The 21,326-nt window shown below is 67.4% G+C and carries 18 protein-coding genes and 1 other RNA gene; 13 read left to right on the forward strand and 6 right to left on the reverse strand.

The genetic code is table 11. From position 1 onward, the window contains the following. Positions 1–222: 222 nt before the first annotated feature. An RNA gene (gene rnpB, locus AVHM3334_RS17940) (RNase P RNA component class A) lies at positions 223–662 on the reverse strand. A 10-nt stretch (positions 663–672) separates the two neighbouring features. Further along, a complete protein-coding gene (gene rtcR, locus AVHM3334_RS17945; protein WP_284414556.1) occupies positions 673–2,304 on the reverse strand; it encodes an RNA repair transcriptional activator RtcR in 1,632 nt (543 codons plus the stop codon). A gap of 214 nt (positions 2,305–2,518) precedes the next feature. Here rtcR and AVHM3334_RS17950 point away from each other — a divergent pair, with 214 nt between their 5' ends. The 13 genes from AVHM3334_RS17950 to AVHM3334_RS18010 all read left to right on the forward strand — a co-directional run bounded on the left by AVHM3334_RS17950 (position 2,519) and on the right by AVHM3334_RS18010 (position 17,043). After that, complete coding sequence (locus tag AVHM3334_RS17950) at positions 2,519–4,072, forward strand: vWA domain-containing protein (protein ID WP_284414557.1); 1,554 nt, start codon at positions 2,519–2,521, stop codon at positions 4,070–4,072. A gap of 472 nt (positions 4,073–4,544) precedes the next feature. After that, positions 4,545–5,351, forward strand: a complete 807-nt coding sequence (locus AVHM3334_RS17955; RefSeq protein ID WP_284414559.1) for a hypothetical protein — start codon at positions 4,545–4,547, stop codon at positions 5,349–5,351. Between the two features lie 70 nt (positions 5,352–5,421). Continuing rightward, positions 5,422–6,639: an RtcB family protein gene (locus AVHM3334_RS17960; protein WP_284414560.1), complete on the forward strand. Its 1,218-nt coding sequence runs from the start codon at positions 5,422–5,424 to the stop codon at positions 6,637–6,639. Between the two features lie 18 nt (positions 6,640–6,657). Continuing rightward, the gene (locus tag AVHM3334_RS17965; protein WP_284414562.1) at positions 6,658–7,221 is read left to right on the forward strand and encodes a hypothetical protein; all 564 of its coding nucleotides are present in this window, start codon (positions 6,658–6,660) and stop codon (positions 7,219–7,221) included. A 74-nt stretch (positions 7,222–7,295) separates the two neighbouring features. Further along, positions 7,296–7,976, forward strand: a complete 681-nt coding sequence (locus AVHM3334_RS17970; protein WP_284414564.1) for an RNA 3'-terminal phosphate cyclase — start codon at positions 7,296–7,298, stop codon at positions 7,974–7,976. Positions 7,977–8,053: 77 nt separating this feature from the next. Then, on the forward strand, positions 8,054–8,971 hold the full coding sequence (gene cysK / locus AVHM3334_RS17975) for a cysteine synthase A (protein ID WP_284414566.1): 918 nt from the start codon (positions 8,054–8,056) through the stop codon (positions 8,969–8,971). Between the two features lie 325 nt (positions 8,972–9,296). Then, the gene (locus tag AVHM3334_RS17980; protein WP_284414568.1) at positions 9,297–10,061 is read left to right on the forward strand and encodes an endonuclease/exonuclease/phosphatase family protein; all 765 of its coding nucleotides are present in this window, start codon (positions 9,297–9,299) and stop codon (positions 10,059–10,061) included. Beyond that, positions 10,058–11,299 carry a cardiolipin synthase ClsB gene (gene clsB / locus AVHM3334_RS17985; RefSeq protein WP_284414570.1) on the forward strand — a complete coding sequence of 414 codons (1,242 nt, stop codon included), beginning with the start codon at positions 10,058–10,060 and terminating at the stop codon, positions 11,297–11,299. Before AVHM3334_RS17980 ends, clsB begins: the two co-directional genes overlap by 4 nt. A gap of 3 nt (positions 11,300–11,302) precedes the next feature. After that, positions 11,303–12,442 (forward strand): lysylphosphatidylglycerol synthase transmembrane domain-containing protein, encoded by a 1,140-nt coding sequence (locus AVHM3334_RS17990; RefSeq protein WP_502869934.1) that lies wholly within the window; start codon positions 11,303–11,305, stop codon positions 12,440–12,442. Between the two features lie 176 nt (positions 12,443–12,618). After that, positions 12,619–13,521, forward strand: coding sequence for a glutamate ABC transporter substrate-binding protein (locus AVHM3334_RS17995; protein WP_284414572.1), 903 nt, complete (start codon positions 12,619–12,621; stop codon positions 13,519–13,521). A gap of 6 nt (positions 13,522–13,527) precedes the next feature. Next, a complete protein-coding gene (locus AVHM3334_RS18000) occupies positions 13,528–14,190 on the forward strand; it encodes an ABC transporter permease subunit (protein ID WP_284414574.1) in 663 nt (220 codons plus the stop codon). Then, positions 14,187–14,987 carry an amino acid ABC transporter permease gene (locus tag AVHM3334_RS18005; protein ID WP_284414576.1) on the forward strand — a complete coding sequence of 267 codons (801 nt, stop codon included), beginning with the start codon at positions 14,187–14,189 and terminating at the stop codon, positions 14,985–14,987. The genes AVHM3334_RS18000 and AVHM3334_RS18005 overlap by 4 nt, the downstream gene beginning before the upstream one ends. Positions 14,988–15,327: 340 nt before the next feature. Continuing rightward, on the forward strand, positions 15,328–17,043 hold the full coding sequence (locus tag AVHM3334_RS18010; protein ID WP_284414578.1) for an NAD(P)/FAD-dependent oxidoreductase: 1,716 nt from the start codon (positions 15,328–15,330) through the stop codon (positions 17,041–17,043). 73 nt (positions 17,044–17,116) lie between these two features. Here AVHM3334_RS18010 and AVHM3334_RS18015 read toward each other — a convergent pair whose 3' ends face one another. From AVHM3334_RS18015 to AVHM3334_RS18030, 4 genes are all read right to left on the reverse strand, one after another. Then, a complete protein-coding gene (locus AVHM3334_RS18015; protein ID WP_284414580.1) occupies positions 17,117–17,551 on the reverse strand; it encodes a YXWGXW repeat-containing protein in 435 nt (144 codons plus the stop codon). A gap of 255 nt (positions 17,552–17,806) precedes the next feature. Further along, a complete protein-coding gene (locus tag AVHM3334_RS18020) occupies positions 17,807–19,381 on the reverse strand; it encodes a methyl-accepting chemotaxis protein (protein ID WP_284414582.1) in 1,575 nt (524 codons plus the stop codon). A 197-nt stretch (positions 19,382–19,578) separates the two neighbouring features. After that, positions 19,579–20,451: a protease HtpX gene (gene htpX, locus AVHM3334_RS18025; protein ID WP_284414584.1), complete on the reverse strand. Its 873-nt coding sequence runs from the start codon at positions 20,449–20,451 to the stop codon at positions 19,579–19,581. A gap of 134 nt (positions 20,452–20,585) precedes the next feature. After that, positions 20,586–21,323 (reverse strand): DUF3025 domain-containing protein, encoded by a 738-nt coding sequence (locus AVHM3334_RS18030; protein ID WP_502869935.1) that lies wholly within the window; start codon positions 21,321–21,323, stop codon positions 20,586–20,588. Between the last annotated feature and the right edge of the window lie 3 nt (positions 21,324–21,326).

Consider the following 21,326-nt stretch of genomic DNA (forward strand, 5'->3'; position numbering starts at 1 on the left):
TCGGCTCGAGCGAGCGGCAGCCGGAAAAGACGCCGGGTGCGGGTGCTTGCCAGGGCGATAGGCATCGAATGCGGCTACACCGCAATAAACACTAGGGCATTGTGCTATTAAATAAATAGCAAGCACTCATTGCCCTATGGGTGCTGCGCCATGGCACGGGCGTGGTCCGCCGGGCTGCGAGTTTGCAACCGGGGAATGGGGGCACTTGGGGGATGGGGAAAAGTGTGAAGCGCGCCGATAAGCCGGATTCTGTGCACCGCGGTTGCCCGCGGCGTGACCGCCATTACTCTGGGCCGGGTGTCGCCACCACGGCTCGATGCTACCTACCCGCCAGCTCTGCGGAACCACATCAACGCTGGCCTACTTGGTATTGCTGCGCGCAGAGATTGCCCGTTTCACCCGAAGCGGGCGCCGCCCGCTTCGGGTCGCTATGGTCTCTGCGGCTTTCGCCGCAAACCGTCTGGCTTGCGCCAGCCGTACCCGCTTGCGCGGGTGACCGATAGAACACCTTCGGTGGCTTGTGCCTGCTCCGACTCGTCTCTGTTGCTCTGATCCTCACCTCACGGTGGGCAGCCGTTAGCTGCTACGCTGTCCTGTGCAGTCCGGACGTTCCTCCAGTGCCTGGTTTCCCAGATTGCACCAGCGGCGGTCTGGCGCGCTTCACGGGGGCGATTATCGTCCACCGCCGCGGGCCTGCTCCCAGTCCAGGCCGAACCGCGCCAGGTATTTGCGCAGGCGGTCCGCGTCGTTGACCACCGTGCGCTGCGCGCGCGACGCCTGAAACAGCTGCCGCCCCGCATCGGACAAGGTGCGCGCGCTGCGGCACACGCCCAGCACGGCGACCAGTTGCAGTTGGTCGAACCGGTCCATCGCCTCCAACTGCGCCTCGCCGAGAAGTTCAGCCAGGTCCACGCTGTCGTCGCCACCAGCGCTCCCAGTGCCGCCTGCGGTGCCCATGGGCTCCCACAGCCAGCGCAGCCGGGCGATTTCCGCCTCGACCAGCGGCAGGCCGATGCGGCCGCCCTCGGCCAGCGTGGCCAGCCGCGTCATGCTGGCCGAAAGGTCGCGGAAGTTGCCGCTCCACAGCGCCTCGGGCGACTGCGCGTAGCGCAGGTACACGGCACGCGCCTCGGCCGACAGGCGCACGGCCCGGCCCAGTTCAGCGCCGGACCGGGCCAGCAAGTGGTCCACATTCGGCTCGATGTCTTCCGGCCGCTGGGCCAGGCCCGGCAACCGGTAGCTCCACAGGTTGATGCGGGCGTACAGGTCTTCGCGAAAGCGGCCTGCGGCCACCTCGGTGCGCAGGTCGCGGTTGGTGCCGGCGATCAGTTCGAAATCGCTGGCCACCTCGCGGTCGCTGCCCATGGGGTAGAAGCGCTTTTCCTCCACGGCCTTGAGCAGCATGGCCTGCTCGTCCAGGCCCAGCTCGCCGATTTCGTCGAGAAACAGCACGCCCTTGTGCGCCGTGCGCAGCAGCCCGGCCCGGTCCGCCGCGGCGCCCGTGAACGCGCCCTTCTTGTGCCCGAACAGCGTGGAAGCCGCCCCCTCGCCCTGCAACGTGGCGCAGTTCACCTCGACGAATTCGCCCTCCACTTGGTGGCGCGCCTTCTTCAGCCCATACATGCGCCGCGCCAGGTGCGACTTGCCTGCGCCAGTGGGCCCGGTGAAGAGGATGGGCGCGCGCGACCGCACCGCCACCCGCTCCACCTCTTCGATCAGGGCATTGAACCGGGCATTGCGCGTGGCGATCCCGCTCTTGAGAAAGTCCACCGCATCGCGCTGCTCGGCGCCGAAACGCTGGGCGATCACGTCGTAGCGCGACAGGTCGAGATCGATCAGCGCGTAGCTGCCAGGGTCGCCCACCTGCTGGCGCTTGGGCGGAGAGGTCTGCGCGAGCACGCCCGGAATGCGGCGCGACTCCACCAGCAAAAAGAGGCAGATCTGCGCCACGTGGGTGCCGGTGGTGATGTGCGTCCAGTACTCCTCGCGCTCGGTATCGAAGGCGTAGCTCTGCGTCCAGTCGAAGAGCTTGGCGTAGACCTCGCCGAAATCCCACGGGTCGGCGATATCGAGCGGCACCAGATTCACCGTGGTTTCCGGCGAGGCCGCCTGGATGTCGGTGCACACCCGCTCAGCCAGCTCGCGATGGGGCAGCGTATAGAACAACTCCATCCGGGCGATGACCACGTCGTCGTGCTGCACCAGCGACAGCGTCGGCCGCCACTTCTCCCACCGCCCTGCGCCCTTGCCCGAGTCGAGCTGGGTGCCCAGGAAACCGATCACCACGTTTTGCCGGGTTGCCATCTGGATAAAAAACTAGCTCAAGTTATAAAAATTGGCGCAATTATGACCTGCCATCACATTCTACAGATGCACTGAAAATCAAAAAATATTCAATCAAATCATGGCCTTATTCCTCAACCCGCTCCAGCAATCGATTCGCTGGCACACCCATTGCAATGAGTAGGACAAGTCAGAAAGACAACCCGACAAAGAAGAAATCGAAGGAGCGACCCACATGGCCAATCACCCACTCTTCCAGACGCTGCGCGGCGCCCCGTCCCCCGCCGCCACCGTGCGCAACCAGGCGGGCGGCGCCGCCTACGCCCTGTCGCCCAAGCACCAGTTGGCGCAACTGGCAGCCACCGGCTGCCTGAACGGCACCTTCTATGCCCAGGCACAGGACCAGCTCGACGCCGTGAAGGCGCTGGCCCTGGAAATCGACCCCATATTCGTTGCGAAGACGGCGCTGTACGCACGCCGCACCGGCTACATGAAGGACATGCCAGCCCTGCTGGCCACCACGCTGGCCGTGCGCGATGTCTCGCTGCTGGCCCAGGTGTTCGGCCGCGTGATCGACAACGGCAAGATGCTGCGCAACTTCGTGCAGATGCTGCGCTCCGGCGCGGTGGGCCGCAAGTCGCTGGGCACGCGCCCCAAGAAGCTCGTGCAGCAATGGCTGCTGGAGGCGACCGAAGCGCAACTGCTGAACGCCGCCGTGGGCAACACGCCCTCGCTGGCCGATGTGGTGAAGATGGTGCACCCCAAGCCCGCCGAAGCCTGGCGCGCCGCGTGGCTCGCCTGGCTGATCGGTCGCCCTTATGACAGCGAGGCGCTGCCGCCGCTGACGCAAGCCTTCGAGCGCTTCAAGCAGGACCGCACGCAACCGGTGCCCGATGTGCCGTTCCAGATGCTGACCGCGCTGGAGCTGGACGCCGCGGCCTGGGCGCAGATCGCGCAGCGCGGTTCGTGGCAGATGGTGCGCCAGAACCTGAACACCTTCGCCCGCCACGGCGTGTTCGCTCTGCCTGGCATGGCCCAGGCCGTGGCTGCCAAGCTGCGCGATCCGCAAGCCGTGGCGAAGGCCCGCGTGCTGCCCTACCAGCTGATGGCGGCGTACACCGCTTGCGGCGCCGAGGTGCCGCAAGCGGTGAAGGAAGCGCTGCAGGACGCGATGGAACTGGCCCTGGCCAACGTGCCGCAGTTCGAAGGCCGCGTGGTGGTGTGCCCCGACGTGTCGGGCTCGATGAGCTCGCCAGTGACGGGCTACCGCGGTTCGGCGAGTTCGGCGGTGCGGTGCATCGACGTGGCCGCCCTGGTGGCTGCCGCCGTGCTGCGCCGCAATGCCGATGCGCGTGTGCTGCCTTTCGAGACGAAGGTGGTTCCGATGCAGCTCAATCCCCGTGATTCGGTGATGACCAACGCGGCCAAGCTGGCCGCCGTGGGCGGAGGCGGAACCTCGTGCAGCGCGCCGCTGGCACTGCTGAACCAGGAGAAAGCGCAGGCGGATCTGGTGGTGCTGGTGTCGGACAACGAATCGTGGGCCGACCGCGCACGGGGCCAGGGCTCCGCGACGATGCAGGAATGGGCGGCTTTCAAGCGGCGCAATCCGGCCGCTCGGCTGGTGTGCATCGACATCCAGCCCGGTGCGACCACCCAGGCGCCGGAGCAGCCCGATGTGCTGAACATCGGCGGCTTCAGCGACGAGGTGTTCAAGCTGCTGGCGGTGTATGCCGCCGGGGGCATGGGCGCGGCGCACTGGGTCGGTGTGATCGAGGACACCGCGATCTGAACGGCTGTCCAGAACGATGTCGTCGTTCGGCGAATGCAGGTTGATGTGCGAATGCAGGCAGGACTACATCTGGAACGACCAGGGTTCGAGTCCCGGCGCCGCAATGCGGCGTGGTCAATGTCTTGCCACCCTTGTCGCACTGTTTTTTGCAGCGAATGCTGACGGAACTACAGACTGTCACTCTCGGGGTCGCGGGTTCGAATCCCGCCGGTCGAAAGGCCGTAGCTCAGTGGTAGAGCACGACGTTTCGTCGATCCTTGTCGCTGCTTTTTTTTGGCGTGTTTTAGCGGTGAATGCGGGCGGGTTTACAGGTAGAGCGTCGAGGCCCTCGGGCTTTTGAAGGTTCCGGGTTTGATCCCCGGCCTGCTTCGGCAGGTAGCTCAACGACACGACCCGCCACCCCCTTGTCACCTCATTTTTGAATCCGCCGGCGAGGCCGAGAGCCTCCCGCAAGAAGAACAGGAAGGAAGCAATGACCACGAAAGCCCACGCAGCGCAGGCCGCCACGGTGCCTGCCGCACTGCGCTCGGCGGTGGAGGCCGCCTATGCGGCCTTCCAGCGCCACCGCGCACCGCAGACGCTGGACGTGTGCACGGGCTGCTGCATGGACGTCGCCCTGGAGCGCGAAATGCGCAGCCTGCCGCTGCGCAAGATCACGGCGCACCACTTCTACGAATACAACAGTTCTGCCAAAAGCAGCGTGCAGCCGCCTGAGGAGTTGCTGTACCTTCTTCCCCGCCTGCTGGAGCTGTTGGCGCAGGGCGAAGAGCTGCACCACTCGACCGAGCTGTACCTGGACCGCCTGGGCCGCTGCCCCGCCGATGCGCTGTCGCGCCAGGAGCGCGCTGCCGTCGATGCGTTCGCCCTGGCCTTCTTTCGCGAAGGGCTGGGCCACGGCGCGCGAAAGCCCAGTCCTTTCAACGGAGCCAACGCGTTCGACATCCTGCTGATGCTCCACATCGGCGGCATCGCCATCGCACCGCTGCTGGCCCACTGGCTGGAAGATGACCGGGCGAGCGCCGTGCTGCATTACGCCGACGGCAGCTACTGGGATTTCTGGGGAACGCAGCGGATTCGGAACGCATTTGCCGGAGACCGGCCGGCGTTCCAGGCCACGATGGCGGACTGGCTGCTCGATGCGGACCACCGCCAGCGCTTTGCCCGGAAGATCCTCGCCATCGATGCGCAGTCCCTGGAAGATCCAAAGCCCTGTGGCTGCGGGTCCCACATGGGACCGCGGCAGATTCTCGAAGCCGTGTTCGACGTGATCAGCGAATAGCGGCCACCCGCAGACCCACAACGAAACGACGACGACAACGACAACGACAACACAAGAAGGAAACAACGAAATGACCTACCTGCAACGCAATGTGGAAAACGGCGTGCCCATCAAGATGTGGACGCAAGGCGTTCCCGTGGAAGACGAAGCCCGGAAGCAACTGGAAAACGCGGCCCGCCTGCCCATCGTGTTCAAGCACGTGGCCGCCATGCCCGATGTGCACTACGGCATCGGCGCCACGGTGGGATCGGTGATCCCCACTTTCAAGGCCATCATCCCGGCCGCGGTGGGCGTGGACATCGGCTGCGGAATGATGGCGTGCAAGACCACGCTGCACGCCAACGACCTGCCCGACAACCTGGGCCCGCTGCGTTCCGCCATCGAAAAGGCCGTGCCGCACGGCAGCAACCCGCGCCGCATGGGCCGCGACAAGGGCTCGTGGGAAACGCCGCCCGACGAGACCGACGTGGCCTGGGCAGCGCTGAAGGGCGAGTTCGATGCGATCTGCGAGGACTACCCGCGCTTTGCCGGCACGAACCATTACAAGCACCTGGGAACGCTGGGCACCGGCAACCACTTCATCGAGGTGTGCCTGGACGAACACGGCACCGTGTGGTTCATGCTGCACTCGGGCTCGCGCGGGGTGGGCAATGCCATCGGCACGCACTTCATCGAGCTGGCGAAGAAAGATGCCGAGCTGCACCAGCGCAACCTGCCCGACCAGGATCTGGCGTACTTCGAGGAAGGCGCCAAATACTTCGGCGACTATGTGCGCGCTGTCGGCTGGGCGCAGAAGTTCGCCCGCGCCAACCGCGAGGTGATGATGCAGCGCGTGATCGCGGCCGCCCGCAAGGTGATCGCCAAGCCGTTCGAAGCGCACGTGGAAGCCGTGAACTGCCACCACAACTACGTGAGCCGCGAGACGCACTTCGGCGAAGACGTGCTCGTCACCCGCAAGGGCGCGGTGAGCGCCAAGGCGGGCGAGCTGGGCATCATTCCCGGCAGCATGGGGGCCAAGAGCTTCATCGTGCGCGGCAAGGGCAACCCCGAAAGCTTCATGAGCTGCAGCCACGGCGCGGGCCGCAAGATGAGCCGCACCAAGGCCAAGAAGCTCTACACCATCGCCGACCAGATCGCCGCCACCGAGGGCGTGGAGTGCCGCAAGGACGCCGACGTGATCGACGAGATACCGATGGCCTACAAGGACATCGACGCCGTGATGGCCGCGCAGGAAGACCTGGTGGAGATCGTCTACACGCTCAAGCAAGTGGTGTGCGTGAAGGGGTAGCGCAAGGAGGAAAACGCAATGATTGATGCACGGACGATCAGAACCACTGAAAAAGACGTGAACCGTCTGTACGCCAATTGCTGGAAGGCGTCTGCGCATCGTTCATCCACCCCGTCCGAACAAAACGCGAGAATCAAGGCCTGGGAGGAATTCCGAAGTTACCAAAGCCCGCTTTGGGAGCTTTGGACTGCGCCGGCGCAAGCCAGCATCGTGCAGAGCAGTGGCTACTGGAGGCGCGTGGCATTGCTGTACCTGGAACTGAGTCCCCGTTTTTTTCGTTCCGGCTACCTTCGCGACGCCGTAGCGCATCGGCTCAAACAAGCCGATTTGCTCGCGTCAGAACGCGAGGCAGTCCAGGCGAGCCTGCTGAGCGCGCTGCCAAGAAGGCCTTCCACAGGCCACTTCGTTCACGACTGCCGCTTGGCCATCCAAGTGTCGGACTCTTGCTTTTTATCAGCGCTGGACCACCTCTGCCACCAGGAAGATGGCTGGACCCGGGGCAGGGCTCTGCGCATGAGGCAAGCCATCCAGCAACACGCCAAGCCAGCCGCGTCCAACCACTCGCAGGCATCAGTCCCTTGACAGACATCGGCGAATAAAGCGCATGCGCAAAGCATTTCATGCAGTACACGGAAACAAAAGAATTGGCCCGCGCCATGCTGACCCTCGACGGCTCCCAAGGCGAAGGCGGCGGGCAGATCCTGCGCACCGGGCTGGCGCTGTCCATGGTCACCGGGCAACCGCTGCGCATCGACCGCCTCCGCGCGGGCCGGCCCAAACCGGGGCGCATGCTCGCACCGTTCGATCTGCTGGAGCGCGGCCCCCGCCGGGCTGCCTGGGCGCAGGCGCTGGTCCCCGGGCTGGCGCGCGGCATCGCGGCGCGCGAGCTGGAGGCGCTGCGCCAGCTACTGGGTTGGGCCGGCACGGCCGAACAGCTGCGCGTGCCGCCCGCGCGCGAGAACGAAGGCCCGGGCAACGCGCTGCTGGCCGTGCTCGAATACGACCAGGTGACCGAGGTGTTCTGCGCGCTGGGCGAGCGCGGCGTCCGCGCAGAGCAGGTAGCAGACCAGCTGGCCGGCGAAGTGCTTTCATTCGAGCGCAGCCAGGGCGCGGTCGGCCCGCACCTGGCGGATCAGTGGATGCTGCCGCTGGCCCTGGCCGTATGGCGCAGCGGCCAGCGGGCCAGCTACACGGCCGAGGCGGTCACCCCGCACACGAGCACCAACGCCCAGGTGATCGCGCAATGCCTGCCCGTGCGCATCATGCTGTCGCCGGGCCAGGGCGCCACGCGCATCGACATCGACATCGACATCGAGAAAGCCGCATTCCCGGCATAACCATATGCGCGCAGGGTCGTAGGAGTGGGCCAAAATGTTTTTTTGCCTGTCCCGTACCTGTCCAACCTGGAGACGCCATGAAAGTCGAGAACATCCTGCAAACCATCGGCAACACGCCCCATGTGCGCATCAACCGCCTGTTCGGGGCGGGCGCCAACGTGTGGGTGAAGTCCGAGCGCAGCAACCCCGGCGGTTCGATCAAGGACCGCATCGCCCTGTCGATGGTGGAAGACGCGGAACGCACGGGTGCGCTGAAGCCCGGCGGCACGATCATCGAGCCCACCTCGGGCAACACGGGCATCGGCCTGGCGCTGGTGGCGGCCGTGAAGGGCTACCGGCTGGTCCTGGTGATGCCAGACAGCATGAGCATCGAGCGCCGCCGGCTCATGCTGGCCTACGGCGCGCAGTTCGACCTCACCCCGCGTGAAAAGGGCATGAAGGGCGCCATCGCCCGCGCGGAGGAACTGCGCGCGCAGACGCCCGGTGCCTGGGTGCCCCAGCAGTTCGAGAACCCCGCCAACATCGACGTGCATGTGCGCACCACGGCCCAGGAAGTGCTGGCCGACTTTCCCGACGGCATCGATGCGCTCATCACGGGCGTGGGCACGGGCGGCCACCTCACGGGCCTGGGCCGCGTGTTGAAGGCGAAGTTTCCGCAGCTCAAGATCTTCGCGGTGGAGCCCGTGGCCTCGCCGGTGATCTCGGGCGGCCAGCCAGCGCCCCACCCGATCCAGGGCATCGGCGCGGGCTTCGTTCCCAAGAACCTGGACACCAGCCTGCTGGACGGCGTGATCCAGGTCGATGCCGAGCCGGCCCGCGAGTACGCCCGCCGCGCCGCGCGCGAAGAAGGCCTGCTGGTCGGCATTTCTTCCGGCGCCACGCTGGCCGCCATCGCGCAAAAGCTGCCCGAGCTGCCGGCCGGTGCCAAGGTGCTCGGCTTCAACTACGACACGGGCGAGCGCTACCTGTCGGTCGAAGGCTTCCTGCCCTCCTGACCATTGGCCGGCTGCTGGCCGGCCCCGTGTGGGGGACCGGCCAGCAGCCAGCGATCAGAACGCAGTCGTTGTACGGAGGCTGCAAACCGGCTCGCACAGGGCACCGGTTGGCGAACGGCGCAGAGCACGGCGTGATTTCCCCACGGCGCGCGAGGCCTTGATGGCAGCCCGCAGATCTGACCGGCATCGGGGCACAAGGGTTCGGCCAGCCGTCCTACAGCGCGGCGGGACCGCCGTCGAAACAATCAAAGCCCATGCGGGGCCCTGCCTCAAACCGGTATTTGCACCGGGCTTTCGCTCCCGCCCCGCGCTCACTGATTGCCCCATGGAACCATCCACCGCCTCTCCCGTTGCCTTCAAGGTGCTCACCGTGAACGTACACAAGGGCTTCACCACCTTCAACCGCCGCTTCATGCTGCATGAGCTGCGCGAGGCCGTTCGCGGCGTCTCGGCCGATCTGGTGTTCTTGCAGGAAGTGCTGGGCACGCACCAGCGGCATGCCGGGCGCGTGGCGAACTTTCCGCAAGAGCCGCATTACGAATTCCTGGCCGACACCATCTGGGGCCAATACGCCTATGGCCGCAATGCGGTGTACGACAACGGGCACCACGGCAACGCCCTGCTGTCCAAGTTTCCCATCGTCCATTACGAAAACCACGACATCTCCGTGAGCGGCCCCGAGCGGCGCGGCATGCTGCATTGCGTGCTGCAGCCCCCGGGCCACGCACGGCAGGTGCATGCCATCTGCGTGCATCTGGGCCTTCAGGAGGCGCACCGCCAGCGCCAGCTCAAACGCGTGTGCGAGCTGGTCGCCACCTTCCCCGCCGACGATCCGGTGGTGGTGGCGGGCGACTTCAACGACTGGCGCGGCCGTGCGCACGAAGTGCTGCGGGCCGGCGCGGGCCTGCACGAGGTGTTCATGCATGCGCGGGGCAAGGCGGTGCGCACGTTCCCGGCCTCCATGCCGCTCCTGGCGCTGGACCGCATCTATGTGCGCAACGCGTCGGTGCATGCGCCAGTGGTGCTGCCGCGCAAGCCCTGGCACAAGCTGTCGGACCATGCGCCACTGGCCGCGGAGATTTCGCTGTGAGAGAACACCGCCGTTCGCCCCGCTGGGTGCCGGGCAACCAATTCACGCTGCTGGAGAACGGCGAGGCGTTCTTTCCCCGCGTGTTCGAGGCCATTTCCCAGGCGCGCCGCGAGGTGATCCTGGAGACCTTCATCCTCTTCGACGACAAGATCGGCCAGGGCCTGCACGCCGCGTTGCTGCAGGCCGCTCGCAACGGGGCCGAGGTGCACGTGCTGGTGGACGGCTTCGGTTCGCCCGATCTGCCAGAGGACTTCGTGGGCGAACTGGTGAATGCCGGTGTGCGCTTTCGCATCTTCGACCCCGGCAGCCGCCTGTTCGGCCAGCGCCTGAACGTGCTGCGGCGCATGCACCGCAAGATCGTGGTGGTGGATGGCGAGATCGGCTTCATCGGCGGCATCAACTACTCGGCCGACCATGTGGCCGATTTCGGGCCCGAGGCCAAGCAGGACTATTCGGTCGAGGTGCGCGGCCCGGTCGTGGCCCACATGCTGCGCTTCGCGCGCGATGCGGTCATGCCGCCCAAGGCGCGCCGCCGCCGCCAAGGTGCGGACAGCCCCCCAGAGCTGCCGCGTGCCGGCACGGCGGACGCCATCTTCGTCACGCGCGACAACCACAACCACACCAACGACATCGAGCGGCACTACCGCGTGGCGCTGCGCGCCGCGCGCGAGCGCGTGGTGATCGCCAACGCCTATTTCTTCCCCGGCTACCGCTTCATCCGTGAAATGCGCCGTGCCGCGCGGCGCGGCGTGGACGTGCGGCTCATCCTGCAGGGCCAGCCCGACATGCCCATCGTGCGGACCGCCGCCAGCATGCTCTACGACCACCTGCTGCGCGGCGGCGTTCGCATCTACGAATACTGCGACCGGCCACTGCACGGCAAGGTCGCGCTGGTGGACAAAGAATGGTCCACCGTCGGCTCCAGCAACCTCGACCCCTTGAGCCTGTCGCTCAATCTCGAAGCCAATGTGGTGATCCGCGACAAGGACTTCAACGCGACGCTGTACGAGCGCCTCGATCACCTGATGCAGCACAGCTGCCGCCAGGTCGAAGCGACGCCCCCCTCGCGCTGGGATGGCTTGCGCCTGCTGCGCAGCTACTTCCTCTTTCACCTGATGCGCTGGTTTCCGTCGTGGGCCGGGTGGCTGCCACGCCACGAGCCCAAGATCTCCCTGGTAGGCGCCGAAGACCCGGCATCGCCATCGCCCGACGCGAACCACCGGCCATCGGCCACCTGAGCCATGGCCGCCGCGCCGTCCCCGCTGTCCGTGCCCGGTGGCTACCCTGCCGGCCAGGAGGCCGCCAGGACGGCATCGCCAGGCGGCAGCGGTGACCCGCCTTCCGCCTTCGCCACCGACCGCAAGCCCCCCGCGAGCCGCTGGAGGCGCCTGACCAGCCACCGATGGTGGCCCTGGGCGATGACGGCGGTGAGCATTGCCTTCATCGTCTTCGTGATCACGCTGCTGGTGCGGCAGGCGCGCACGGTGGATTGGCAAGCCGTGTGGGCTTCGTTCCTGGCGCTGCCGGTGCCGGTGCTGCTGCTGGGCGGCGCGCTGGCCCTGGCCAGCCACCTGCTGTACAGCACCTTCGACCTGTTCGGACGCTTCTACACCCGGCACGGGCTGCCGGTGCCGCGCACGGTCGGCATCACGCTGATCGCGTATCCGTTCACGCTCAACCTGGGGTCGATCATCGGCGGCGTGACGGTGCGCTACCGGCTGTATTCGCAGCAGGGCGTATCGGTCGCGGCGATCGGGCAGGTCATCGGGATGAGCATCCTCACCAACTGGCTGGGCTATTTCGTGCTCGCGGGCGCGGTGTTCTGGCTGTGGTCACCGCAGTTGCCCGAGGGTTGGCACGTCGGGCCGGAGCACCTGCGCTGGATCGGCACGGCGCTGGCGGCGATCAGCCTCCTGTACGTGCTGGCCTGCCTGCTGCGCCGGGGCCAGCCGCTGCAGGTGCGCGGGCAGAAGTTCGCCATGCCCGACTGGCGCGTGGGCCTGCTGCAGGTGGCGGTGTCGGCGCTGAACTGGATGGTGATGGGCGCGGCGCTGTGGGCCCTGACCCAGCAGCGGGTGCCCTATGCGGCCGCGCTGGCCACGGTGCTGCTGGGCGCGGTGGCGGGCCTCATCTCGCGCATTCCTGCCGGGCTGGGCGTGCTGGAGGCCGTGGGCGTGGCGGTGCTGTCCGCCTACCTGCCCGCACCGCAGGCGCTGGCCTCGGTGCTGACGTACCGCACGCTGTACTTCTTCCTGCCGCTGGGACTGGCCGCGCTGGCGTTCGGCGGGGTGGAATTGCTGGGCAGGCGCCGGGCGGGTGCTGCGGCAGCGGCCCCTGCGAAGGCCAAGGCTCAAAAAGGCCTCCAGCGCAATCAATACTAGGGCATATTGCTATGAATAAAGTAGCAAATCGAGAAGTACCCCACGTCGTTTTTCGACAGGCTGCACCAGCGCTCGACCCCGACAGCCGAACGAATGCGAGGGCGAGCCGCAGCCCGGTCGCGCCTTCCAACCGTGCTATACATCGACGGATGCAACACACCATTCAAGAGGACCGCATGCCGATCAAATCCCTTCTGAAATCCACCGTGGTGGCACTGGCAATCGTCACCAGCGGTTCGCTTTTCGCACAGGGCACGCCCATCAATGCAGCGGCGTTCGACGCCCTGGTGGCGCAAGGCCCCGTCGCCGATGCGGCGACCATCGCGTCGAGCACCTGGGCCAGCAAGATCAAGCAGGCCGGCACGCTGCGCCTGGGCGGCACGCAGACCTCGAATCTGTTCTCGCTGCTCAACGAGAAAGACGGCAAGATGCGCGGCTTCGACGCAGGCGTGGCCCAGCTTCTGACGCGCTACATCCTGGGCGATGCGGCCAAGGTGCAGTTCACGCAGGTGAATTCGTCCACGCGCGAGCAGGTGCTCCTGAACGATCAGGTGGACATGGTGCTCGCCACCTACTCCATCACCCCTGCGCGCGCCGAGAAGATCTCGTTTGCAGGGCCTTACTACACCTCGCAGGCCGGGGTGCTGGTCAAGGCCAACAACAAGGCGATCCAGTCGCACGACGATCTGGCGGGCAAGAAGACCGCCACGCAGGCGGGCTCCACGGGGCCGGCAATCTTGGCGCAATTCGCGCCCAAGGCGACCGTGCAGGAGTTCCAGACGCACCAGGAAGCCCTCGACTCGCTGCGCCAGGGACGCGTGGATGCCTACGTGACCGACCACACGCTGCTGCTCAACGCCCTGAGCCTGGGCACCGGCGACGCGAAGCTGGCGGGCGCGCCCTTCGGTGCGCAGGACCCCTACGGCATCGGCCTGCCCAAGGGCTCGGACGGCGTGGCCTTCATCAATGCCTTCCTGAAGAAGATCGAAGCCGACGGCACCTGGGCCAAGCTCTGGACCGTCTCCATCGGCCAGCGCACCGGCAGCACCGCCGTGCCGACGCCGCCCGCCCTGCCCTGATCGACGATGGGCGAGGTTTCCAGGCTGCTGGCCGACCATGGGCCTGCCTTCGGGCAGGCCCTTTTTCTGACCTGGAAGCTCACGGTCCTGTCGTTCGTGCCCGGCTTCCTTCTGGGGATGGTCGTGACGGTGCTTCGGCTCCTGCCGCTGCCGCCGCTGCGCTTGGGCCTGACCGTGTACGTCGAGGTGTTCCGCAACATTCCCAGCGTCGCGCTGCTGATCTTCATCGTGTTCGCGCTGCCCGATCTCAATGTCCTGATCGACTATGAGCCCGCCGTCATCCTGACGCTGACGCTGGTGTGCTCCGCCTTCACGGCGGACTACCTGCGCACCGGCATCAACACCGTCGCCGGCGGCCAGGCGGAGGCGGCGCTCAGCCTGGGCATGGGGCCGATGCGCGTCATCACGGCGGTGATCCTGCCGCAGGCGCTGCGTGCGGTGGTGCAGCCGATGACCTCGCTGCTGATCGCGCTGATGCTGTCCACCTCGCTGGCGTCGCAGGTGCCGTTTCCGGGCCGGGAACTCACCACGCTCGTATCGAAGATCGCCACCGACTCCGCCGCCGGCATGGCCGCATTCGCGGTGGCCGCCGCGATGTACGTGGCGACCGGACTGCTCATCGCCTGGGCAGGCGCCGCCTTGGAAAAGAAGGTGCGGATCCTGCGATGAGCCGTCCCCTGGAAGAGATCCTGTTCGGTGCGCCCAGCCCCCGGGCCCGGGCCGTGACGCGGGTGGTGAGCGTGGCGGCAGCGGCCCTGCTGCTCGTGCTGGCGGCAGCGGTCGTGTTCCGGTTCCACTTAGCAGGGCAGCTCGATGCCCGGTTCTGGAACTTCTTCGCCTGGCCCACGACCTGGACCTTCCTGGCCAAAGGGCTGCTCGGCACGCTGGCTTCGGCGGCGATGGCTGCCCTCATCGCGCTGGTTTTCGGGCTGGTGCTGCTGGTGGGGCGCCTGGCGCGCTCGCGCCTGGTGCGCTGGCCGAGCATCGCGGTCATCGAGTTCCTGCGCGGCACGCCGACGCTGCTGCTCATCTACGTGTGTTTTCTGGTGCTTCCGTCGGCCGGGATCAAGCTGAGCACGTACTGGATGTTGACCCTGCCCATCGGCCTCAGCACCGCCGCCGTGGTGGCCGAGGTGTACCGCGCGGGCGTGCTCGCCGTTCCCCGCGGCCAGACCGATGCGGCCCGAAGCCTGGGGCTGACCGAAGCCCAGGTCTTTTCCGTCGTCGTCTTTCCCCAGGCCCTTCGCTACATCGTTCCGGCACTGGTCGCGCAACTGGTCATCGTGGTCAAGGACACCACGTTCGGCTACGTCGTCACCTATGGCGAACTCATGCAGAACGCCAAGGTGCTCATCGCCAACTACCACTCCCTGGTGCCTGTCTATCTGGTGGTCGCCGCGCTTTACTGCCTCGTGAATTACGCGATCTCCAAGGCCAGCCAGCGGCTCGGCCGGCCCGTGCATTGACCGCCGGCCGGCGTCCCGGTCGCCGGTAAAGCGGCTTTGGCGAAAGCCAAAAGACGGGCTTTCCGAAGGGTGCCGGATCCGGCCATCGGCAGACCTGCGGCGACCGGCCCGCTCCGAACCCATGCACCTCGGAGCCATGCTGGCCCGGCGTCCAGGGATACCAGCCAAAAAGGCCTCCAGCGCAATCAAAACTAGGGGGTATTGCTATTCTTTTAATAGCAACCATCTCGACAGCCTGCCCAGGGCGCCTGCGCCCTGCCTGCCCGGCGTCGCAGGCCTCCCTTATCATCCCGGTCCCCACGACATTGCCCTTCGCCCGATCGACACGGGCCCGCAAGCCATGATCCGCCTGTCAGAAATCAAGCTGCCGCTCGGCGCAGCCGAAACCCCCGAGCCCGCGCTGCATGCAGCGGCCGCCCGCATTCTCGCCGTGCCGCCCGAGGGCATCGCCCACGTCCACGTCTTCAAGCGCAGCTTCGATGCGCGCAAGGCCGAGTTGCTGGCGGTGTACATCATCGACATCACCCTGGCCGACCCGGCGCAGGAGGCCGCGCTGCTGGCGGGCCATGCCGGCCATCCCCACATCCAGCCGACGCCCGACATGGCCTGGCGGCCGGTGGGCCAGGCGCCAGCGGGGCTGGCGCACCGGCCCGTGGTGGTGGGTTTCGGGCCCTGCGGCATCTTCGCGGCGCTGGTGCTGGCGCAGATGGGGTTCAAGCCCATCGTGCTGGAGCGCGGCCGCGCGGTGCGCGAGCGCACGCAGGACACCTGGGGCCTTTGGCGGCGGCGCGAACTGCAGGCCGAGTCGAACGTGCAGTTCGGCGAAGGCGGCGCCGGCACGTTCAGCGACGGCAAGCTCTACAGCCAGATCAAGGACCCGCGCCACCTGGGCCGCAAGGTCATGGAGGAGTTCGTGCAGGCCGGCGCGCCGCCCGAGATCCTCTCGGTGGCGCACCCGCACATCGGCACGTTCAAGCTCGTGAAAGTGGTGGAAACGCTGCGCGAGCAGATCATCGCGCTGGGCGGCGAGGTGCGCTTTCAGCAGCGCGTGACCGACGTGGTGATCGAGCGGGACGCGGCCGGCCAGCGCCACCTGCGCGGCCTGCAGGTGCTGGACCAGGCCACGGGCCAGTCCCATGCGCTGCGGGCCGACCATGTGGTGATGGCGCTGGGCCACAGCTCGCGCGACACCTTCGCCATGCTGTACGAGCGCGGAGTGCACATGGAGGCCAAGCCGTTCTCGGTGGGCTTTCGCATCGAGCACCCGCAAGGGCTCATCGACCGCGCACGCTGGGGACGGCACGCCGGCCACCCGCTGCTGGGCGCGGCCGACTACAAGCTGGTGCACCACGCCGGCAACGGCCGCGCGGTGTACAGCTTCTGCATGTGCCCGGGCGGCACCGTGGTGGCCGCCACCAGCGAGCCGAACCGCGTGGTCACCAACGGCATGAGCCAGTATTCGCGCAACGAGCGCAACGCCAATGCCGGCATGGTGGTCGCCATCGACCCGCACGACTATCCGCACGACCCGGCCGCGTTCGACGCCGCACTGGGCGGCACCTACGGGGTGCAGGCCCTGGCGAGCGGCGGCACGCCCCACCCGCTGTCGGGGATCGTGCTGCAGCGCCAGCTGGAGTCGAACGCCTACGTGCTGGGCGGCAGCAACTACAACGCCCCCGCGCAACTGGTGGGCGACTTTCTCGCACGCCGCGCATCGCAGGCGCTGGGCACCGTGGAGCCCTCCTACAAGCCCGGCGTCACGCTGACCGACCTGGACGCCGCCCTGCCCGGCTACGCCACCCAGGCGCTGCGCGAGGCGCTGCCGGCCTTCGGCAAGAAGATCAAGGGTTTCGACATGCACGATGCGGTGCTGACGGGGGTGGAAACGCGCACCTCGTCGCCCCTCAAGATCGGGCGCAACGAGGCCTATCAGAGCCTGAACACCGCCGGCCTGTACCCCGCTGGCGAAGGCGCGAGCTACGCGGGCGGGATTCTCTCGGCCGGGGTGGACGGCATCAAGGTCGGCGAAGCCGTGGCGCGCGCGCTGCTCGGCTGATCGGCCCGATTCGGCCGCTGCGCGCCAGTGCGTGCCCCGTCGAGGCACCGGCCAGCCAGCATCGCCACCGCGGTCAGCGCACCGCCCAGCGCCCGGGGCGGAAGTGCCAGCCGCCGGGGCCTGCCTCCCAATGGTGCGGAATCCACACCACGCCCGGGCGTGGCGGCGTGGTCCAGTGGCCGGGCCGCCAGACGTAGCGCCCGCCGCCCCATTCCCAGAAACCGGCCACCCACACATGCGCCGAAGAAGGCGCGACGGTGAGGGTCTCGGCATACGGCGCGGGCGGCGCGGTGGGCGCGACGATCACGGTGGGCGCGGGCTCCACCAGAACGGCACGGGCCGGCGGTGGCGGCTCCACGACGACGGCGCGGGGCTCCACCACCACGTGGCGGGGCGGCGGAGCCACCACGCAGCCCGACAGGGAAGCGGCTGCCGCCAGGGCAGCCAGCAGGCCGCCGACGGCGGGCCTGGGTGAAAGACAAGAAGAAGGACGCGAAACGGAAGGCATGGGCACCCATCCGGGAAGAGTGAAAGATGCGTGCTCAACGCCCGTGGCCCGGGGGCATGTTGACGCCTGGCGGTAAACGCCCGGTAAAGCGCCTGCACCCGATTGACACGAGGGCAAGCACCCCATCAACCGGGTGGCCCTGATCTCCTCGCAGGACAGCAGACCTGCAGGCCAGACCCCGGCATGCGCCGCAGGCAGGCAGCGATGCAGCCAGTCGCCGCCGCCGCAGCGGCCCTGCCTGCCCGGCGCCTGCGGTCAACGCACCGTGAGCGACGTGCCCGCGGGCAGGCGGAAGGCTTCCACCAGTTGGGCCAGTTGTTCGGCCTGCACCCGCAGCCCCTGCGCGGCCGCGGACGATTCTTCCACCAGCGCGGCGTTTTGCTGCGTCATCTGATCGAGCTGGTTCACGGCTTCGCCGACCTGGCCCAGGCCCGTGCTTTGCTCGCGCGTGGCGGTGCTGATCTCGCCGATGATCGTGGCCACCTGCTGGACCGAATCGACGATTTCGCCCATCGTGCCGCCTGCCGCATGCACCAGTTGGGAGCCCTCTCCCACTTGGCGCACGCTGTCGCCGATGAGCCCGCCGATTTCCTTGGCCGCAGTCGCCGAGCGCTGTGCCAGGCTCCGCACTTCGCTCGCCACCACCGCGAAGCCCCGGCCCTGCTCGCCGGCGCGGGCCGCTTCCACTGCGGCATTCAGCGCCAGGATGTTGGTCTGGAACGCGATGCCGTCGATCACGCTGGTGATGTCGGCAATGCGGCGCGAGGACTGGGCGATGCCGTCCATGGTGCCCACGACGCGCTCCACCGCATCGCGCCCCTTGCGCGCCACTTCGCTGGCCGAAACCGCCAGGTGCGTGGCCTGCTGGGCCGCATCGGCGCTGTGGCGCACGGTGGACAGCAGTTCTTCCATGCTGGCGGCGATCTCCTCCAGGTTGGAGGCGGTCTGCTCGGTGCGGGCGGAGAGGTCCGAATTGCCGGCCGCGATCTCGGCGCTGGCCCCGGCGACCGACGTGCTGGCCTGCCGCATGCCGATCACCAGCCCCGCCAGGCGCGCCTGCATGCCATCGAGCCTCGCCAGCATGGCACGCACTTCGTCGCGGTTGCCGGGCTCGACGGGCGGCACGGCGGAGGTCAGATCGCCCTCGGCGATGCGGTCGGCCACCGTGGACGCATGCGACAGCGGCTTGAGGATGGAGCGCGACAGCGCCACGGCGCACACCAGCGCCAGCAGCAGCCCCAGCACCGACCCGCTCACCAGCAGCACGATGCCCTGGCGCTCGCTGGCGGCCGCAGCGGCGCGGTCTTCCTCCACCTGCTTGCGCTGGTAGTCGGCCATGTCGTTCACCGCCGCGGCGTACCGGTCGGCCGCCGGACGCAGTTGCTTGCCGACGGCATCGGGCGGCAGCGTCTCGCCGGCTTTGCGCCGCTTCACCAGATCGTCGCGCGCGCCGCGAAAGGCGTTGCCCGCCGCGTCGATGGCCTCGAAGATGCGTTTGGACTCGCTGTCCACCGCCAGTTCTTCCAGTCGCTTGCGCACTTCGGTGGAGCGGGCGGACGTCGCCTTGCGGTCGGCATCGATGCGCGCGGCATAGGCGGGATTGTCGATTTCAAGCAACGTTTCGGCGCGTGCCGAGCTCAGGACGACGATCGCATGCAGTTCCCGAGCCAGCAGCGCGCGCTCCGCCGAGGGGCCGCCCAGGCCGTCCGCGATGTCCTGCAACTCCATCAGGCGCCAGATGCCCACCGCAGCGGCCAGCGACATGACCAGGCAGATGACCCCGAAAGCCAGGGCAAGGCGCAGGGAAAGGCGGGCATTTTGAAAGGTCATGGCAGTTACCGGTGAGAGCGAAGCCACCAGCGGGCAGCCAGTGGCCGCCGACGCGCGTGGAGTTTGTTTCCCAGTATCGGCGTCGAATCTGACAACTTGATACAACGGCAAAAAAAAAGCCGCCGGATCGCTCCAGCGGCTTTTCATGGCATTGGCAGCGGCCGGCAGCCCCGAGGGCTGCAGCCGAACCCGCGGACTCAGGCCTTCGACTGCAGCGCGGCGATGCGCTCTTCGATGGGCGGGTGGGTGCTGAACAGCTTGCCGATGCCGCCGGCAATGCCCAGGGCCGCCATGTTCTTGGGCAGTTCGGCAGGGTGGGCACCGCCCAGGCGCGCCAGGGCGTCGATCATGGGCTGCTTGCGGCCCATCAGCTGCGCGGCACCGGCGTCGGCGCGGAACTCGCGCTGGCGGCTGAACCAGGCCACGATGATCGAGGCCAGGAATCCCAGGGCGATGTCCAGCACGATGGTGGTCACGTAATAACCGATGCCGGGGCCCGAGCTGTTCTCGTCGTTCTTGCGCAGGAAGCTGTCCACCGCATAGCCGATCACGCGGGACAGGAACACCACGAAGGTGTTCATCACGCCCTGGATCAGCGTCATGGTGACCATGTCGCCGTTGGCGATGTGGGCCACCTCATGGCCGATCACGGCCTCGACCTCTTCACGCGTCATGCCCTGCAGCAGCCCGGTGGACACGGCCACCAGCGCGTTGTTCTTGAAGGCGCCGGTGGCGAACGCGTTGGGGTCGCCGGGGAAAATGCCGACCTCGGGCATGCCGATGCCGGCCTTGTCGGCGAACTTGCGCACGGTCTCGACGATCCAGGCTTCATCGGCGGAGCCGGTGCCGTCGATGATCTGCACGCCCGCGCTCCACTTGGCGACGGGCTTGCTGATCAGCAGCGAGATGATGGCGCCGCCGAACCCCATGATGAAGGCAAAGCCCAGCAGCGCCCCCAGGTTCAGGCCATTGGCGGTGAGGAAGCGGTTGACGCCGAGCAGGCTGGCGACGATGCCCAGCACCACCACGACGGCGACGTTGGTCAACAAGAAAAGCGCGATTCGTTTCATCGAAGGGTTCTCCACGAAGGGATACGGGGGGTGTGACCAGCGGCTGGAACGCGCTGTCACAAACCGGAAAGTGGGGGTGATGCGCAGGCGTTCAAGCCGTGTTCGCAGCGGTGCGATGGCCCTGGTGTGGATTCTTATGCGGGGCGCGCGCTGCGGAATACGAGGGAGTCATCATAGAAGCAAAAGTTCTCGTTCTCGGGCCACCAGCCGGGCACTCCCAGCACCGGCAGCGGCAGGAAGGGCTTGGTCGCCAGGTGCGACGGATCGAGCGCACCCGCCAGCCATGCATCCACATCTGCTACCGAATCAATAGCATGCTGCGCTTGATAGACATGCGCCGTGATCGGTTTTCGTGGCGATTCGAGTTTTTCCAGCAGCGCGTGGCCGAACAGCACCAGCTGCGCCTGCTGCCACAAGGGCCGCAGATCCACGAACAGCCGCCGCCAGTCCCGCGCCGCGAGCGCCTCCCGCAGCGGCGCGGGGGCGAACAGCATGGCGCCGTTTTCATCGAACAGCGTGATCGCATCGCGCAGCGGCCCGCGCACCGCCCCCACCCCGGTGTCAGCGATGGCCAGGGCCTGCAAGGCATTGAGCCGGCGCTTGGCCTGCGGATAGCGCAACCAGACCAGGCCGTTGAAGCAGTCGTGCAGGTTGTCGCGCGTGGGAACGGTGCCGGTGTCGAAGATGAATTGCTCGTAGGCGACGTCTGCCGGCAACGCCGAATGCGGCACGAACCGCACGGCAGCTCCGGGCATGCGGTTCAGGGCGTCCGGCAGGGGCGTTCCGCCCTGCCATGCGGCCCGGACCTCGGGGCCCAGTCCTTCGAATGGCTGCAGCCAGGGCGCTGCCGCGCCGAACGCGCCAGGGTCCACGGA

Origin of the sequence: Acidovorax sp. SUPP3334 (genome assembly GCF_030159055.1) — a bacterium.
Classification (GTDB): domain Bacteria; phylum Pseudomonadota; class Gammaproteobacteria; order Burkholderiales; family Burkholderiaceae_C; genus Paracidovorax.